A 16,145-nucleotide genomic window follows, 5' to 3' on the forward strand; every position below is an offset into this window, starting at 1 on the left:
TAACAAATAGGTTGTTTTATGAACAAAAGGCTGATTTTGCTCAGAACGCTCACTCGCAAGATGGGAAATCTTGCCCGACTTCGAGATACCCAGCCGCCCAAGCAGGGGTGGATTGCCGCCGTGCGTCAAGCCCTTGGAATGACCGCCAAGCAGCTTGCGGAACGCGTAGGACTTTCTCAGCCGCGCATCGCCAAGATGGAGCTTAATGAAAACAACCTCAAGATTTCGACCATGAAAAAAATTGCGGCGGGTCTTGACTGCGATTTCGTTTACGGTTTTGTTCCCAAGAACAGCTTGCAAGAGACGATTAACCGACAGGCTCGCAAAAAGGTTGAGGCAATCCTGTCGAATGTCAATACGAACATGGCACTGGAAGACCAACTTGCCGACGATCCGCATATTCTGACGGACATGGCCGACGAGCTGATTGCCAAGAACATCAGGCGCATTTGGGATTAGGTTTGTGATGAGATAACATCAAAAAATCCCCGCTCCGAAGAGCAGGGATTTTTGCTATGACAATTTGGCCCTAGATTCTATCGCCTCTTCGAGGCTCCAGAATGACAACCTGGCTTACTTCTTTTCGTAGATCTGGTCGAAGACGCCACCGTTGGAGAAGTGCGTTCCCTGCGCCTTGTCCCAACCGCCAAAGTGCTCGATAGAAATCAAGTTCACGTTCTGGTCGAATTCCTTGTACTGGTCGAGAATGGCCTTGTTGGAGGGGCGGTAATGGTTCTTCGCTGCAATGTGCTGGCCCTCGTCGCTGTAGAGGTAGTTCAGGTATTCGGTAGCGAGTTCGCGGGTGCCGCGCTTGTCGACCACCTTGTCCACGATGGCAACGGAAGGTTCAGCCAGAATGCTGATGCTCGGGATTACGATTTCGTAGTCGTTCGGGTAGTCCTTGAGAGCGAGGAAGGCTTCGTTTTCCCATGCGAGAAGCACATCGCCCTGGCCGTTTTCGATAAAGGTCGTGGTAGAGCCGCGTGCACCGGAAGCGAGCACGAGCACGTTCTGGAAGAGTTTCTTGATGAAATCCTTAACCTTGGCCTCGTCGTTGTTGTACTGCTTTTCGGCCCAAGCCCAAGCGGCAAGGTAATTCCAGCGCGCGCCACCGGAAGTTTTCGGGTTCGGCGTGATGATGCCGATGCCCGGCTTCACGAGGTCTCCCCAGTCCTTCAGGTTCTTCGGGTTGCCCTTGCGGACCAAGAACACGATGGTGGATGTGTACGGGGAACTGTTCAGCGGGAATTCCTTGACCCAGCCATCTTCGATGAGGCCCGCGTCGCGCACGGCGTTCACGTCAAATTCAAGGGCGAGCGTCACCACGTCGGCTTCAAGACCGTTGGCCACTTCCAGGGCCTGCTTGCCGGAACCGCCATGAGACTGCGTGATTTCCACTTCGCCGCCGGTCTTTTCTTTCCAGTGCTTCTTGAATACTTCGTTGTAGTTGGCATAGAGTTCGCGGGTCGGGTCGTAAGACACGTTGGTGAGCGTCTGCTTTTCAACCTTCTTGGCGGAAGATTCGCTCTTCTGCTCGTCAGAAGAAGAACATGCGCTAAAACCGATAGTTCCCACAATCAGGAGACTTGCCGCAATGGCGGACTTGACAAAATTCTGATTCATTATTGTACCTCTCTTTGTTTTGGGTTGATGTTTAATTTGCGCACAAATATAGGCACCATTTCGCCCAATGTCCAATACAATAATTTTATGTTAAGTTATAGTTTTTTTCTCTTGCCAAGCATCTATTTTCAAGGTTTTGATTATAAATTCTCTCTATTCCCCCAGCACGTGCCGGAGCGTATCGAGGAAAAGTTCGCCCGCACGCGTGAACTGCTGGCCCCGCCGCCAAATGATGTACATGTTGGTGGTGAGCTCGGGCATGAGCGGCCTGAAACACAGGCGCGAACTGCGGCTCGTATCCACCAGTCCGTCGAAAGTGAGCAGGTAGCCCGTGCCCTCTTTGGCAAGCACCGAACCGTTGTACGAAAGATCCAGCCCCACAATCACGTTCAGCCTCGAAATATCGTCGCCGAACCATTTCGGCAAATCCGCCACCATCGCCTGGCGCGACGCCATCAGCGGCTTGTCGAGCAAGTCCTTCGGCTCGATGAAATCCCGCTTGGCCAAAGGGTCGTCGCGACGCATCACCACGCCCCAACGGTCCACCGAACGCACCGCAAGACAGTTGTACTTTTCCAAATCAACGTTATCTACAACCACCGCGAAATCAAAAATGCCCTTGTCCAGCTTTTCCAGAGCGCGCTCGCTGTCGCCAGAATATAAGTTGTACTTAATCTTCGGATAGTCGTCCCGGAGAATCCCGATGCACTTCGAAAGAAAATTCACGTTCCGCGATTCCGCACAGGCAATGGCGATTTCACCCACCACCTCGTCTTCCTTCAGCGACTTGAAATCCTGCACCGTCCTGTCCGCCATCGAAAGGATGTCCTCCGCACGCTCCCGCAAGAGTTCCCCCGCAGGCGTCAGCCGAATCGCGTAATTCGTGCGCTCGAAAAGCTTTTCGCCCAGTTCCTCCTCCAACTCCTTGAGCTGGCGACTCACCGTCGGCTGCGTCACGCAAAGATTATCCGCCGCGCGCGAGACATTCCCCAACCGCGCCGCCTCCAGAAAATACCGCAAAACTCGAAGTTCCATACCTGAAAACTAATAAAATTCAAGCCCCGCAGGTATGAATTTGCAAAAATAATGCTCGGAAGGAATAACTGAATGATTTGACGGGGGAGGGGGATGTGTCCCCCTGGTTCGCACTTCGTTGCTCTCCACCCCCTCGCCTAAGGGGCTCCGCCCCCTAAAACCCCCGGGCTTTTGTCATTCCCACTCCATTTGTCACCCCGGCCACTGTGCCGGGGTCACCGTTTTTTTTCGTCATTGCGCAAGCGCATGACCGCTTCGGCTCGGCAGTAGAACTCGCAGGCGGTTCTGCTGCTCTTGCCTCGCACGTCATTCCGGGCTTGATACACGTCATTGCGAGGGTTCGTAGAACCCATGGCAATCCATCTCTCGCATATTTATATATATTTCCCACTGACATAGCCCCATTCCTCACGGTCTGGGGCGCATAGAAATTTGAGTTATTGCTCTTATTCTCGCCTTGAAAAACGACCAAAATTTTCAAATCCAACGAGAATGGGCAGACACTCACGCACCCTGTGCGTGGGTCGTTTGTGCTTACGTTGGATAGGTTTCTTGGTCGTTACCTCAAGGCGGTGAGTGCATTCGACACCACGCCTTTTTTGTAGAAAAGGACTTCGGCTCGGTCATCCCCGTGCAAGCACGGTCGCGACTCTCGCCTTACGCCTTTTTGTGGATTGAATGTACGGGAATCGGGGCAAGCAACCCCGAGGTCCTGTGAAGGTTCAAAAGACAAAGCCGGAAAAGAATTCGGCGCAGATTAAGTCCAAGGAACGCGTCGCCGCCCATGGCGAGGTATTTACTGCCGAGCGCGAAGTGAACGCAATGCTCGACCTGGTAAAGCAGGAAACCGAGCGCATTGATTCTCGATTTTTGGAACCCGCCTGTGGAACGGGCAACTTTCTCGTAAAAATTCTAGAACGCAAACTTGACGTGGTCAAGAAAAAGTACCGCCGTAGCCCGTTGGACTTCGAGCGAAATTCCGTGCTGGCTCTATCCAGCATCTATGGTGTTGATATTCTCGCAGACAATGCGGAAACCTGTCGCAACCGTCTCTTCAAAATTTGGAACAAGGCTTACAAGTCTGTTTGTAAAAGCGACCTGAACGAAGATACGCAAAAGTCGGCACAGTTCATTTTGGAGCGTAATATCGTTTGCGGAAATGCTCTGTCTTTGATGAAAGTCGATGAAAACGGAAACGATACGGATTGTCCGATTGTGTTTTCGGAATGGGCTTTTGTGCGGGGCAACACTATGCAACGCAAAGACTACACCTTTGCGGATTTGATGCGCATTGGTGAAGGCTCTGAACTTGCAATGCCAAGTGACGAAGGAAATTTTTTGACGCAATACACCTCTGATTACAGGAGACTATGGCAAGATGATAAACAAGCATAATCCCGATGTCTTGAGTTGCCTTGCAAACTTGAGCAACGACGAAGTGTTTACGCCGCCCGAAGTGGTGAATCGCATGCTCGATATGCTCCCGCAGGAACTGTTTGAAAGTACCGAGACAACGTTCCTTGACCCCTGTTGCAAAACGGGTGTATTTTTGCGAGAAATTGCAAAGCGTTTGTTGGCGAATCAAATGCCGGGATACGAGCAAGCCGTAGAAGAGATAAATGCTAAAAAAGCGAATGGTCAAAAACTTTCGCCTGATGAAAAATGGTTTATGAATCAGTTGCAAAATTCCATAGACCATATATTCCACAACCAACTGTTCGGAATCGCCATTACCGAAATGACGAGTCTGGTGTCTCGCCGAAGCGTCTATTGTTCCAAGTGGCCTAATGGCGAATACTCTGTATCAAAGTTCGATAATCCCGAAGGAAATATCCGGTTCAAACGGATAAACCACACTTGGGTAAATGGCAAGTGCAAGTATTGCGGAGCAAGTGAAGAACAGTATAGCCGTGGAGATACTCTTGAAACGCATGCTTATGAATGGATTCACACTGAAAACCCCGAAGGAATTTTCAACATGAAGTTTGACGTGATTATCAGCAACCCACCGTACCAATTGAGCGATGGTGGAAATGGAAAGAGTGCCAAACCTATTTATCAGCGATTTGTTTTTCAAGCGAAGAAGATGAAACCACGCTTTTTGACGATGATAATTCCTTCTCGTTGGTTTACTGGAGGAAAAGGACTTGATGAATTTCGTGCAGAAATGCTTCATGATCGAAGTGTAAGGAAACTTGTAGATTTTGAAAATTTTAAGGATGTCTTTCCTGGAGTAGATTTGGCTGGAGGAGCCTGTTATTTCTTATGGGATAGAGATAATAAAGGTCGTTGCGAAGTAGTTAATCAAACGAAGGAAATAAGTGAATCGGCATCTAGATATTTGGATGAGTATGAAACATTTGTAAGACAGAATAAAGCTGTTCGTATTGTGAAAAAAGTTGTTGAACAGAATGAAGATTTCTTGAATGAGAGAATTTCTTCAAGAAAACCATTTGATTTGCCTACAAATTATGAACCCGTATCAAAAGGAATACCTTGTCATTTTATCCAAAAGATCGGCTTGCGTTACGCTTCACCAAAGGATGTCGACGATTCCCTACATTATCTCAATAAATGGAAATTTTTGATTCCAAAATCACCCATCGCTGGTCAGACTGATTTTTCCAAACCTGTAGGTTTTTATTACGATGGCAATACTAGAATTGCGAAGCCAGGAGAATGCTGTACTGAATCTTGGCTGGTTGCGGGGGCTTTTGATACAAAGGCAGAAACGTTAAATTACAAGTCTTACATTTTCACGAAAATTGTACGGTTTCTTCTGCTACAAACAGTCGTATCTCAAGATGTTACAAAAAAGAATTTCTGTTTTGTTCCTGATTTGGGTACGTATGACCAAACTTATACAGATGATATTTTGCGAGAGCGATGGAATATTAATGATAAGGAGTGGGAATATATAGCTTCTCGAATAGGAGAAATTGGAGGTGAACAATAATGCCTTCCGTTCAGTTAGACGAATTTCTCAGGGAGCGTCCTGAAGTCAACCCGACCATCTATGCCTATACAATCCCCGATGTTGAGAAACTTAGTGGCTACATCAAGGTCGGCTTTACAGACCGCAATGTCGAAGCCCGAATCAAGGAGCAACTGCACACGGCAGGCCTTGAAGGAAAAATCCTCTTCAAGGAATCGGCAATGTGCGCCGATGGTTCATGCTTTACTGATAAACAAGTTCACAAGATTCTTGAACGCAAAGGTTTTACTCGACTGAACCAAGGCAAAGACCGAAACGAATGGTTTTTCTGTAAAGAAGAAGATGTTCTTGCCGCCATCAAGGAGCTCCGTACAGGCAAGCGTATTGATGAAGATCGCAACGAAACATTTGAAATGCGCCCGGAGCAGGAACGTGCCGTTGAAATAACGAGCGCCTACTTTAAGGCGACTTTGAAGGAAAAGCCCGAGAGTTCGCCAAAATTCCTTTGGAATGCAAAGATGCGTTTTGGCAAGACTTTTGCCGCCTATAAGCTGGCACAGTCAATGAAGTTGAAGCGAATCTTGGTTCTGACTTTCAAGCCTGCGGTGGAAAGTGCCTGGGCTGATGACCTGTATCATCATGTAGATTTTAAGGGATGGCAATTCATCTCGAATAAAGACGCTAGGGATATCAATTTTTCTATAGACGAAGAATTTGAAGAAGCGGACAAGAATAAGCCGATTGTAGTATTCGGTTCGTTTCAAGACCTGCTAGGGCGTAATGATGCTGGTGGTATCAAGGCGAAAAATGAATTTATCCACTCTGAAAAATGGGATTTAGTTATTTTTGACGAATACCATTTTGGCGCATGGCGAGAAAATGCGAAGAATCTCTTCGAAAAACAAGACGAAGAAGCGGAGGTTAATTTTGACCAAGAAGAATTCCAGCGCAAGGAAGCCGCGAATGCGATGGATGAAACTTTCTTGCCTATAACGACAAAGTATTATCTCTATCTTTCGGGAACGCCGTTCCGTGCACTCAATTCCGGTGAATTCATCGAAGAACAGATATTTAACTGGACATATTCCGATGAACAGCGTGCCAAGGAAACCTGGGTAGGGAAATATAATCCATACAAGGCTCTCCCGCGTATGGTGCTGATGACTTACAAGATTCCTGAAAGTATTCGTGAGGTTGCAAGTCAGGGTGAATTTGACGAATTCGATTTGAACGAGTTCTTCAAGGCGGAAGGTAAAGGCGAAGATGCCAAATTTAAGCACGAAAATGAAGTGCAGAAATGGCTCGATTTGATTCGTGGTTCTTATTTGCCATCCAGTGTTGATGACTTGAAACTCGGACAAGACAAGCGACCGCCCATGCCGTATTCCGATACGCGCTTGCTGAATATTTTGACGCACACTTTGTGGTTCTTGCCCGATGTTGCCGCATGCGATGCAATGAAGAATCTGATAGATCAAAGGCAAAATACTTTCTATCACGATTATAAAGTTATCGTGTGTGCAGGGACAAAGGCGGGCATTGGCCTGGAGGCTCTCAAACCAGTGCAAGCTGCAATGGCGAATCCTCTCAATTCGAAGACTATTACGCTTTCATGCGGTAAGCTCACGACAGGTGTGACGGTTCGCCCCTGGACGGGCATATTCATGCTCCGTAATCTGAAAAGCCCTGAAACGTATTTCCAAGCGGCATTCCGCGTGCAATCTCCTTGGGAAATCAAGGACGATAAGGGTAATCCGCAGATTATCAAGGAAAACTGCTATGTGTTTGACTTTGCACTAGATCGTGCGCTGAAACAAATTTCAAGTTATAGCTCAAGGCTTGATATAAACGAATCGGACCCGGAAAAGCGTGTTGCTGAATTCACTAAGTTCCTGCCGGTGCTTGCTTATGACGGTTCCGCCATGATGCAACTGAATGCAGAGGCGATTCTTGATATTGCCATGTCGGGAACTTCTGCAACACTTTTGGCTCGCCGTTGGGAATCCGCGTTGCTCGTAAATGTTGATAACGACACTCTTAAGCGATTGATGGACAATCCTGATGCGATGGAAGCCTTGATGCGTATTGAAGGATTCCGTAGTCTTAATTCGGATATCGAAACGATTATCAATAAATCGGAGAAAGTCAAGAAAGCAAAAACTAAAGATGGTCCGTTGACGCCAAAACAGAAACGGGAACTTACCGAAGAAGAAAAAGAATTCAAGGCGAAGCGCAAACAAATTCAAGAAAAACTTATCAAGTTTGCGACGCGTGTTCCCGTGTTCATGTATCTGACGGACTATCGCGAACGATGCCTAAAAGATGTGATTACTCAGCTAGAACCGGGACTTTTCAAGAAGGTCACGGGCCTTGAAGTCAAGGATTTTGAATTGCTGTGTTCGCTCAATGTATTCAACGCCAGCTTGATGAATGAAGCAATCTTCAGCTTCAAGCGTTACGAAGATTCTAGCCTGAGCTATACCGGCCTTGACCTCCACGCTGGAGACGATGTCGGCGGTTTTGATACGGTACTTCGTCGCAAGGAATATGAGCAGCTGTTTTATGGACAGCAAGATTCTATGAAAATTGCGGAAAGTAGTGAGGACATTGATTATATAGTAGGTGATAATGATATATCTGATTATCCAATGGTTGCTGATGAAGGAAACCGTCAAAGGAAAGACCCCCTTCTTGAACGTTTGAAACAAATTAAGGTGAACGATGAGATAACTCATAAAATGCATGGGGCGGGCCGTGTTACGAAAATTTCCAAGGACCGAAAATATATTACGATTGCATTTGGAAAATTGGAAAAAACTTTCGTATTTTATGCGGCATTCAAAAAGGGGTTTTTAAAGTACAAATGCGTTAAGAACGAATAACCCGTTTCGTTATGTAAAATTTCGTTACACCCCTTGCCAACTTTGGCGGATTTTGATACATTACCGCTGAACGCATCTCGCTGTTTTAAGGCGAGGTGCGTTTTTGCGTTAAATCGGCTTGTCGGTTTTGCAAGAACGCCTCAAACGTTAACAAGCCGTTTTTTTTGCGGCTAAATGGAGGCTATATGGCTAAAAATTTGGCTAATCATAGGGAAGACGCTCTTTATTCTCAAATTGCGTCGATTCTCGAACAGAACCGTAAGTCTGTTGCTGTTGCCGTTAATACGGCGATGGTGCGCACGTATTACGAAATTGGCCGTTCGATTGTTGAAAACGAGCAAAAGGGTAACATCCGCGCAGAATATGGAAAGGAAGTCCTCAAAAATCTTTCTGCCAGACTTACTGCAAATTATGGCAAGGGATTTTCTACGACGAATTTGAAGCAGATGCGGGATTTCTATCTGACTTATCAAATTGGTCAGACAGTGTCTGACCAATTCGTCTTGAGCTGGTCCCATTACTTGTTTCTGATGCGTATTGATAATCCCGACGAACGGAAATTCTACGAAATTGAGGCGAAAAACTCGAATTGGAGCTTGCGGGAACTCAAAAGGCAGTTCGATTCCGCGCTTTATGAGCGGCTCGCCGTAAGCAAGGATAAGGAATCGGTGAGGGAACTGTCTAAAAAAGGGTGTATCGTGGAGTCCCCGGCGGACATTGTCAAGGATCCCTACATTTTGGAATTCTTGGGACTGCCGGAACAGTCCGAATATTCGGAAACCGAACTGGAAAGCAAGCTCATCGACAAGTTGGAGTCTTTTTTGCTTGAACTGGGTAAGGGGTATACTTTCGTGGGACGGCAGTCGCGGATTACGCTGGACGAAAAGCATTTTTTTGTGGACCTGGTTCTTTATAACAGGCTGCTGCAGTGCTTTGTGTTGGTGGATCTGAAGATTGGCGAACTCACGCATCAGGATTTGGGCCAAATGCAGATGTATGTGCACTACTATGACCGCTTTGTAAAGCTTCCGCACGAAAATAACACTATCGGCATCGTTCTTTGCAAGAAAAAGTCGGACTCCCTTGTAGAAATTACTTTGCCTGAAGGAAATTCGCAGATTTTTGCCAGCAAGTATCAAACTGTGTTACCCAACAAGGAACAATTGATAGAATTGATCGAAGATAAGTAGATGAAAAAAAAGCCTCGCCTTTTTATGCTATTTAAATCTATGCCTTACAAGCATATCTAGTTATGAAAACAAAGTATTTGCAATATCTAAAAAATGAAGGTATATTTGAACATGTAAAGACTTCAACCGAGAGGAACCTATGAAAAAAGTATTGGTCTTGTCCAGCAGCTTGCGCAAGGGGAGCAACTCCGAAACCTTGGCGCAGGAGTTCGCGAAGGGTGCCGCCGAGGCGGGCAACAAGGTAGAATTCGAGTCGCTACGCGGCAAGAAGATCGGTTTTTGCATGGGCTGCCTCGCTTGCCAGAAGAAGGGCAAGTGCGTCATCAAGGACGACGCTCCCGCCATCACCAAGAAGATGGAATCGGCTGATGTCATCGTGTTCGCGACGCCGATTTACTATTACGAGATGAGCGGCCAGCTCAAGACGATGCTCGACCGCGCGAATTCCCTGTACTCTAGCGATTACAAGTTCCGCGAGATTTACTTGCTCACGTCTGCTGCCGACACCGACGCGAAGGCCATGAACATCGCGAAGCGCGGCATTGGCGGGTGGATCGCTTGTTTCGATGGCGTGAAACTTAAGGGCGCCCTCTGCGCCACGGGTGCCGAAAGCGCAGGCGATGTCAAGAAGAATTCCGCGCTCCTGAAAAAGGCGTTCGCCATGGGAAAGAAAGTTTAACAGCAAGGAGATAAATCATGAAATCCAAATTCTTAAAAGCGGCGCTTGCCGTGGCTTCCGCATGCACCCTGATGGCATGCTCCCCCGAAAAAGCCCCTTCGACTGGTTCAACAGGCTCACCAACCTTATCAGGGACCTTGTCGACAACAAAGTCCGCAACAGAAGCAGCACAACAGACAAAGGAAGAAAATATGAACAAGCTTACGCTCACCGCCGAATGGGATAAGGTTTTTCCCAAGAGCGACAAGGTCGAACATTCCAAGGTCACTTTCAAGAACCACTTTGGCATTGAACTCGCCGCCGACATGTTCGTGCCCAAGGACACGAGCCTCAAGGTGAACGGCAAGTTCCCGGCAATCGCAGTCTCGGGCCCGTTCGGCGCCGTCAAGGAACAGTCCAGCGGCCTTTACGCCCAGCAGATGGCGGAACGCGGATTCCTGACCATTGCGTTCGACCCGAGTTTCACCGGCGAATCGGGCGGCGAGCCGCGCTACATGAACAGCCCGGACATCAACACCGAAGACTTCATGGCGTCTGTAGATTTCCTCTCGACCCGCGACAATGTTGACCCGGAACGCATCGGCATCATCGGCATTTGCGGCTGGGGCGGCATGGCGATTAACGCTGCCGGCATCGATACCCGCGTCAAAGCGACCGTTGCATCCACCATGTACGACATGAGTCGCGTGACTGCAAACGGCTACTTCGATTCCGCAAACAACGCCGACGCCCGTAACGAAGCGCGCAAGGCACTGATGGCCCAGCGCACCAAGGACTTCAAGAACGGTACGTACGACCTGGCCGGCGGTGTCATTGACCCGCTCCCGGACGACGCTCCTTACTTTGTCAAGGATTATTTCGCCTACTACAAGACCCCGCGCGGCTACCACAAGCGCTCCCTCAACAGCAACAAGGGCTGGGCCGCTTCCGCAGGCACCTCGCTCATGAACACAAAGCTCCTCGCATACGCCGACGAAATCCGTAACCCGGTGCTCATCATCCATGGCGAAAAGGCCCACAGCCGCTACTTCGGCGAAGGCGCATTCGAAAAAATGACCGGCAAGAAGGCAAACGTCCCCGCAAAACTCGACGCCACCAAGAACTGGAGCAAGACCGTCGGCAACAAGGAACTCCTCGTCATCCCCGGAGCCTCCCACGTGGACCTCTACGACAACCTGGAAAAAATCCCCTTCGAAAAGCTGAACGAATTCTTCAAGACAAACTTGAAGTAAAAGTGATCGCTTAAACAAAAAGCGGCCTGCGAATTGCGGGCCGCTTTTTCACGCCAGCGTGTAGCTTTTATCCAGCAATTTCTTGATTTCGGTTAGCGGCACGGTCCCATCAAGAATGACCGTTACCCAGCTTTTCTTGTTCATGTGGTATGCGGGGAGGTAGCCGGGCTTTTTCAGGAGTTCCGGCAATTCCTTCGGGACTATTTTGAAGTTTGCCACTTCGATAATTTCGTCGCCTTTGAGGCCAACTTTTGATTTTTCGACAGTCCCCAACAGGCAATACCATTTCTTGTTTTCGTGCTTGCGGATGGCGGCAAATTGCGGAAACCGTGCCCACAGATATTCGGGCTTGTCTCCGTATTTTTGCTCCGCGTAGCCAATCAGGTCGTTTGCTGATTTCCTTTTAAAAATCTGCGTCTCGAAACATTCGCTGATGAATTTATACGTAATAGTGGAAACTTCTTTGCGGATGCGGCCCACGAGGGCCCCCTGCACTGACAGCACCGAAAACAGTAGGTATTCTTCACCGAAATCGTTGTCGAATACCTTGACAGAAACTTTCTTGCCCCGTCCCACTCTGATTTCCAGACGGAATTGCCCGCCAAGTATTTCGCGGACGAGCGCATAGTTAGACCCTTCCTTCGTGAACCCGAAAGGAACGAGTTTCTTGACAAGAAGTTTCTTGCCGTTGAATTGTTCTTCGATGCCTGTCACAATCGAAAAGATAGATAAAATTATTTTTTTTGCCTTTGTCAAGAACTTGCCAACGGAAAAATTTTTTCCTAAATTCGCTTGCGAAATCAACGTGTAGCGGTCCCGCATAAGTCCAGTTGTAAGGCTTTGCGGGCTTTTTTTATGGCGATTCCATGCGGTTTCGTCAAGAGGAATTTATGAGCGGAAAACAGAAATTCACTTTCCTTATGCTGTTGCTTGGGCTGCTTTCGGCATTTGGCCCCTTCGTGACGGACCTTTACTTGCCGGCCCTCCCGAGCCTTGCCGATTACTTTGCGGCAAGCCCCTCGATGGCACAGCTTAGCCTCACCATGAGCATGCTCGGACTTTCGGTGGGGCAGCTCTTTGTAGGCCCGCTGAGCGACAAGTACGGCCGCAAAAAGTTGTTGCTAGTTTGTCTGTTGCTTTTTGTTTGCGGGACTCTCGCCTGCATTGTCGCGCCGAATATCGTAACCTTCAATGTGTTTCGTTTGTTGCAGGGCATGGCGGCATCCGGCGGAATCGTGATAGCACGTTCCATTTCAGCGGATTCCTACCGTGGTCCCGTCCTCACCAAGTTCCTTGCGATGGTGAGCGCTGTGAACGGAGTCGCCCCGATTATAGCCCCGGTGCTAGGCGGATTCTTGCTGAATTTCATGAGCTGGAAGGGAACTTTTGCTGTGTTGCTTCTGTACGGCGCATTGCTGCTCTTTATGTCAGGGAAATTCCAGGAATCGCTCCCGGTAAAACGCCGCAGCAAAAAATCTGTCTTTGCGAGCTTTAGCTTGTATGCAAAGGTATTCAAGAACTGCACCTACGTTTCATATTTCTTGGTATGCACCTTCCCAATGATTATCTTGTTCGGGTATATCGCGTCTTCGCCCTTTATCTACCAAAAAATCTACGGCCTTTCGCCTGTCGGCTTTAGTCTGTGCTTTGCGTTGAATGCGTTGTTTACGGCGTTTGGCTGCGCCTTGTCGGGTAAAGTCGGCAGCGAATTCAAGGCCCTGAAAATCGCGGGCGCGGGGATGCTCGTTTTCGCGATTGCAGTTGCTGCCGCCCTCATGACGCACGCTTTACTCCCGCTTCTGCAAGTCGCCTTCATGGGGCTTACGTTCATGTTCGGCATGAGCCAGCCTCCGGCAACGGCCTTGGCTTTGAACGCCGAACGCGCAAATGCAGGTACCGCTGCAGCGGCCATCGGGGCATCGGGCTTCTTGATGGGCGGAATCGTTTCTCCGCTGGTCGGCATGGGGGACATCGCCACAAGTGTTTCGATCGTCCTAGTTGTGGGTGCCGTTTTGACGCTTGTTTCGGTTCTCGCTGGCGGTTCACTATGCGCAAAAGGCATAGTGAGTCATAGCAAATAAGTATTTTGAATTGCTTGCGCAATTATTTATATTGTGTATATGCGAAACATTGTCCTTATAGCGTTGTTCTTTCTGGTCGCCTGCAGCGATGCGGCGAGCCATTCGACGCAACCTGAAACCCAAACGTCGAAATCGGCCGGTTCAACATCTAAAGTGGGGGAGGCACCCGTGAAACTCAAAATCCATGTGAACGATACCGCCTTCACGGCAACGTTCGAAGAAAATTCCTCGGCCGAGGCCTTCGCCGAATTCCTTGCGCAGGGCGACCTCACGCTCAACATGCACGACTACGGCAGTTTCGAGAAGGTGGCCGACCTGCCGCGCAGTTTTCCGCGTAACGACAAGCAAATCGACACCGACGCAGGCGACATCATCCTTTACCAGGGCAACTCCATCACCATCTACTACGACAAGAATTCCTGGAACTTCACGCGCCTCGCCCGTATCGACAACGTGAACAAGAAACGCCTTAAGGAAATCCTCGGCAAGGGGAACGTGAAGGCGACATTCTCGGTGGAATAAACGTCCGAAAACTCTAAATAACCCCCGATTTTTGTGTAATCAATTTTTTTTACACGAAATTTTTAGTTGTTCTATTGACATTACAACATTGATTTGTGGTTATTTCAAATCTAAAAATTGGAACATCCTATTTTTTTTACCCCCTTAGAGGAATTTGCGAAAGAAAATATACGTTACCCGGCTTTTACATTGTGGGGGTGTTGCTTGAACTTTTGCTTTTGTTACAATGTCACTTGTGTAAAGCAGCGGGGGCAAATGTCCTGGCGGTTTTGTCACTTGTGCAAAACGGCCCTGTCTTTTGCCGGAGTGTCTTTTACAAGTTGAACAGGATGCCTGAACATTTGGCCGAGCACCTTCACCGTTTAGGTGATGGTGCTGGGGCATTTGCTGGAGCAGCATTTACAAAGTATATATTCAGGGTGAGCGAGCCGCCATACATTCTTGTCCTGAGCGGAGGCTGTCATTCTGGAGCGAAGCGATAGAATCCAGGCATAGCCCTGATAGGATCTCAAAGCATTAAAAAGGACCGCAGCGATGCGGCCCTTTTTGTATATGGAGGGGGAGGAATCCCCCTGGCTTCAGCCCCTTTGGGTCTTCCGCGCACCCCCACTGCGGGCTTCAGACGCCAGCCCGCAACGCCCGGGCTTGATTGAAAAAGAATTTTAAGACCATTTATTGGTTCGTTGTCTTTTTTTCTAAAATGATATAATTTATGTGCTAGGAATTACAAAAGGATTTTTGTATGAAAATTGGTAAACAAACAACTAGAGTTTATGGAATTGCTGACCCGGCATTACAGCGGATGCCTATAGAAAGAATGTACCTAGAACAATATGTTGTTCAACTATTCGCCAATATCAATGCTACAGGCCATAACCATAATCGGCCTATTTCGTGCGGAACGGCCTCGATAATTCCGCTTGGTGGTCGGATATTCTTGCTGACTGCAGCTCATGTTGCCGATGAAATGAATTTGGCGGTACCTTGCCCTGGTTCTACAAAAATAGTGCAACCAATTTATATGTCTTTAGAAGGGACTAGGCTTTTATCTATTGCTCCATCTATTATAAGAAATAAGGATGACAAAGATTGGGCCTTAATTCCTGCTGCAGATGAAATTATCATAGGCTTTCAGAATATAGGTCTTAGACTCTCCAATTATAACGCTCTGCCTACTGCAAAAATCTATACAGTTGTTGGTTTTCCCTCGTCCCGATGCAAGGCTGTTCGATATAAGGGAAAAGCGTATATCAAGAGTAGATCGTATTCATATTCATCGCCGGAAGCGGATCTAGCAACTTATAAAAAATATGGATTAGATCCCAAACTCCATATAGCCATACCATTCAATAGGGGATATGGTTTTTATGATTTGTCAAATCCAAAGCGAAAAAATGTCTTTCCTGATATTCATGCGATGAGTGGCTCTCCGATATATAATGAAAGAGGCTTTCTTGTTGGCATCTTTACAGCTTGTTCCAAAGATAAGGAAGTTTTGCTTGGAACTAGATTTAGCGCGATTGTTGAGGATATTTCATCAGATTCTAAAATGAATGTTGATTTTTGGCCGGCGAAAAATCAGGTGGCAAGTAGTGACAATTCTGAATTGAAAATAAGGCCGTGAACAGCCACATCGACCATAAGAAGGCCCACCTGAAACTTCGCAAGGGAAGGGGCAAGATTACCGTGACTCCGGAAACACCCGAAACGGCGGCAATCGAAATCCCCACCGAAACGAAGGACGAGGAAAATGCCGCATAACAATCAAATACAAGACATGAACAACGAATCTCCTGCCTGATTGGATATCAGACAGGAGTTTTTTTCTGTATGACCAGCCCTAGTCGGGTATGCCAATACATCCACATTTGGTGGCTTAGCCCATAAAACTCCAGAAAAAATTTTTCTATAAGTGGTGAAAAAAAAGTCTAGCAGATAATAAATAAATAATTTTAATCCTTTTTTT

14 protein-coding genes are annotated in these 16,145 nt (G+C 47.7%); 11 read left to right on the forward strand and 3 right to left on the reverse strand.

Translation table 11 applies throughout. The features are described 5' to 3' along the window. Window positions 1-18: 18 nt before the first annotated feature. The gene (locus BUB55_RS07585; RefSeq protein WP_073189630.1) at window positions 19-459 is read left to right on the forward strand and encodes a mobile mystery protein A; all 441 of its coding nucleotides are present in this window, start codon (window positions 19-21) and stop codon (window positions 457-459) included. A gap of 114 nt (window positions 460-573) precedes the next feature. On the opposite strand, the gene BUB55_RS07590 is transcribed toward BUB55_RS07585, so the two are convergent. Then, complete coding sequence (locus BUB55_RS07590) at window positions 574-1,623, reverse strand: sulfate ABC transporter substrate-binding protein (protein ID WP_073189632.1); 1,050 nt, start codon at window positions 1,621-1,623, stop codon at window positions 574-576. Window positions 1,624-1,776: 153 nt separating this feature from the next. Next, window positions 1,777-2,658 (reverse strand): LysR family transcriptional regulator, encoded by an 882-nt coding sequence (locus BUB55_RS07595; RefSeq protein ID WP_073189633.1) that lies wholly within the window; start codon window positions 2,656-2,658, stop codon window positions 1,777-1,779. A 714-nt stretch (window positions 2,659-3,372) separates the two neighbouring features. On the opposite strand from BUB55_RS07595, the gene BUB55_RS07600 reads away from it, so the two are divergent. The 6 genes from BUB55_RS07600 (at window position 3,373) to BUB55_RS07625 (ending at window position 11,576) form a co-directional block, all read left to right on the forward strand. Next, a complete protein-coding gene (locus BUB55_RS07600) occupies window positions 3,373-4,053 on the forward strand; it encodes a DNA methyltransferase (RefSeq protein WP_073189635.1) in 681 nt (226 codons plus the stop codon). Further along, window positions 4,037-5,614, forward strand: a complete 1,578-nt coding sequence (locus BUB55_RS07605; RefSeq protein ID WP_073189637.1) for an Eco57I restriction-modification methylase domain-containing protein — start codon at window positions 4,037-4,039, stop codon at window positions 5,612-5,614. Before BUB55_RS07600 ends, BUB55_RS07605 begins: the two co-directional genes overlap by 17 nt. Beyond that, window positions 5,614-8,475 (forward strand): DEAD/DEAH box helicase family protein, encoded by a 2,862-nt coding sequence (locus BUB55_RS07610; protein WP_073189639.1) that lies wholly within the window; start codon window positions 5,614-5,616, stop codon window positions 8,473-8,475. Before BUB55_RS07605 ends, BUB55_RS07610 begins: the two co-directional genes overlap by 1 nt. Window positions 8,476-8,660: 185 nt before the next feature. Beyond that, entirely contained in the window at window positions 8,661-9,665 is a 1,005-nt protein-coding gene (locus BUB55_RS07615) for a PDDEXK nuclease domain-containing protein (protein ID WP_073189641.1), read from the forward strand. 139 nt (window positions 9,666-9,804) lie between these two features. After that, window positions 9,805-10,344, forward strand: coding sequence for a flavodoxin family protein (locus tag BUB55_RS07620; protein WP_072977139.1), 540 nt, complete (start codon window positions 9,805-9,807; stop codon window positions 10,342-10,344). A 71-nt stretch (window positions 10,345-10,415) separates the two neighbouring features. Further along, complete coding sequence (locus BUB55_RS07625) at window positions 10,416-11,576, forward strand: alpha/beta hydrolase (RefSeq protein ID WP_073189667.1); 1,161 nt, start codon at window positions 10,416-10,418, stop codon at window positions 11,574-11,576. Between the two features lie 48 nt (window positions 11,577-11,624). Here the strand turns inward: BUB55_RS07625 and BUB55_RS07630 are convergent, their stop codons facing one another. Then, window positions 11,625-12,290 (reverse strand): MmcQ/YjbR family DNA-binding protein, encoded by a 666-nt coding sequence (locus BUB55_RS07630; RefSeq protein WP_159431941.1) that lies wholly within the window; start codon window positions 12,288-12,290, stop codon window positions 11,625-11,627. A gap of 176 nt (window positions 12,291-12,466) precedes the next feature. Between BUB55_RS07630 and BUB55_RS07635 the strand changes: the two genes are divergently transcribed. The 4 genes from BUB55_RS07635 to BUB55_RS14205 all read left to right on the forward strand — a co-directional run bounded on the left by BUB55_RS07635 (window position 12,467) and on the right by BUB55_RS14205 (window position 15,940). Next, window positions 12,467-13,657, forward strand: coding sequence for a Bcr/CflA family efflux MFS transporter (locus BUB55_RS07635; RefSeq protein ID WP_159431942.1), 1,191 nt, complete (start codon window positions 12,467-12,469; stop codon window positions 13,655-13,657). A 39-nt stretch (window positions 13,658-13,696) separates the two neighbouring features. Next, window positions 13,697-14,179, forward strand: coding sequence for a cyclophilin-like fold protein (locus BUB55_RS07640; protein WP_234971851.1), 483 nt, complete (start codon window positions 13,697-13,699; stop codon window positions 14,177-14,179). Between the two features lie 742 nt (window positions 14,180-14,921). After that, window positions 14,922-15,803 carry a hypothetical protein gene (locus tag BUB55_RS07645; protein ID WP_073189645.1) on the forward strand — a complete coding sequence of 294 codons (882 nt, stop codon included), beginning with the start codon at window positions 14,922-14,924 and terminating at the stop codon, window positions 15,801-15,803. Beyond that, entirely contained in the window at window positions 15,800-15,940 is a 141-nt protein-coding gene (locus BUB55_RS14205; RefSeq protein ID WP_159431943.1) for a hypothetical protein, read from the forward strand. The genes BUB55_RS07645 and BUB55_RS14205 overlap by 4 nt, the downstream gene beginning before the upstream one ends. Window positions 15,941-16,145 lie beyond the last annotated feature (205 nt).

It is taken from the genome of Fibrobacter sp. UWP2, assembly GCF_900141705.1.
In the GTDB taxonomy this organism is placed as follows: Bacteria; Fibrobacterota; Fibrobacteria; order Fibrobacterales; family Fibrobacteraceae; genus Fibrobacter.

Excerpts from the sequence above, each read along its gene's own strand:
- BUB55_RS07615 (WP_073189641.1), top strand. The coding sequence starts at position 8,661 with ATGGCTAAAAATTTGGCTAATCATAGGGAAGACGCTCTTTATTCTCAA.
- BUB55_RS07605 (WP_073189637.1), top strand. The coding sequence starts at position 4,037 with ATGATAAACAAGCATAATCCCGATGTCTTGAGTTGCCTTGCAAACTTG.
- BUB55_RS07635 (WP_159431942.1), top strand. The coding sequence starts at position 12,467 with ATGAGCGGAAAACAGAAATTCACTTTCCTTATGCTGTTGCTTGGGCTG.
- BUB55_RS07620 (WP_072977139.1), top strand. The coding sequence starts at position 9,805 with ATGAAAAAAGTATTGGTCTTGTCCAGCAGCTTGCGCAAGGGGAGCAAC.
- BUB55_RS07590 (WP_073189632.1), bottom strand. The coding sequence starts at position 1,623 with ATGAATCAGAATTTTGTCAAGTCCGCCATTGCGGCAAGTCTCCTGATT.
- BUB55_RS07625 (WP_073189667.1), top strand. The coding sequence starts at position 10,416 with ATGGCATGCTCCCCCGAAAAAGCCCCTTCGACTGGTTCAACAGGCTCA.
- BUB55_RS07645 (WP_073189645.1), top strand. The coding sequence starts at position 14,922 with ATGAAAATTGGTAAACAAACAACTAGAGTTTATGGAATTGCTGACCCG.
- BUB55_RS07640 (WP_234971851.1), top strand. The coding sequence starts at position 13,697 with ATGCGAAACATTGTCCTTATAGCGTTGTTCTTTCTGGTCGCCTGCAGC.
- BUB55_RS07595 (WP_073189633.1), bottom strand. The coding sequence starts at position 2,658 with ATGGAACTTCGAGTTTTGCGGTATTTTCTGGAGGCGGCGCGGTTGGGG.
- BUB55_RS07610 (WP_073189639.1), top strand. The coding sequence starts at position 5,614 with ATGCCTTCCGTTCAGTTAGACGAATTTCTCAGGGAGCGTCCTGAAGTC.
- BUB55_RS07585 (WP_073189630.1), top strand. The coding sequence starts at position 19 with ATGAACAAAAGGCTGATTTTGCTCAGAACGCTCACTCGCAAGATGGGA.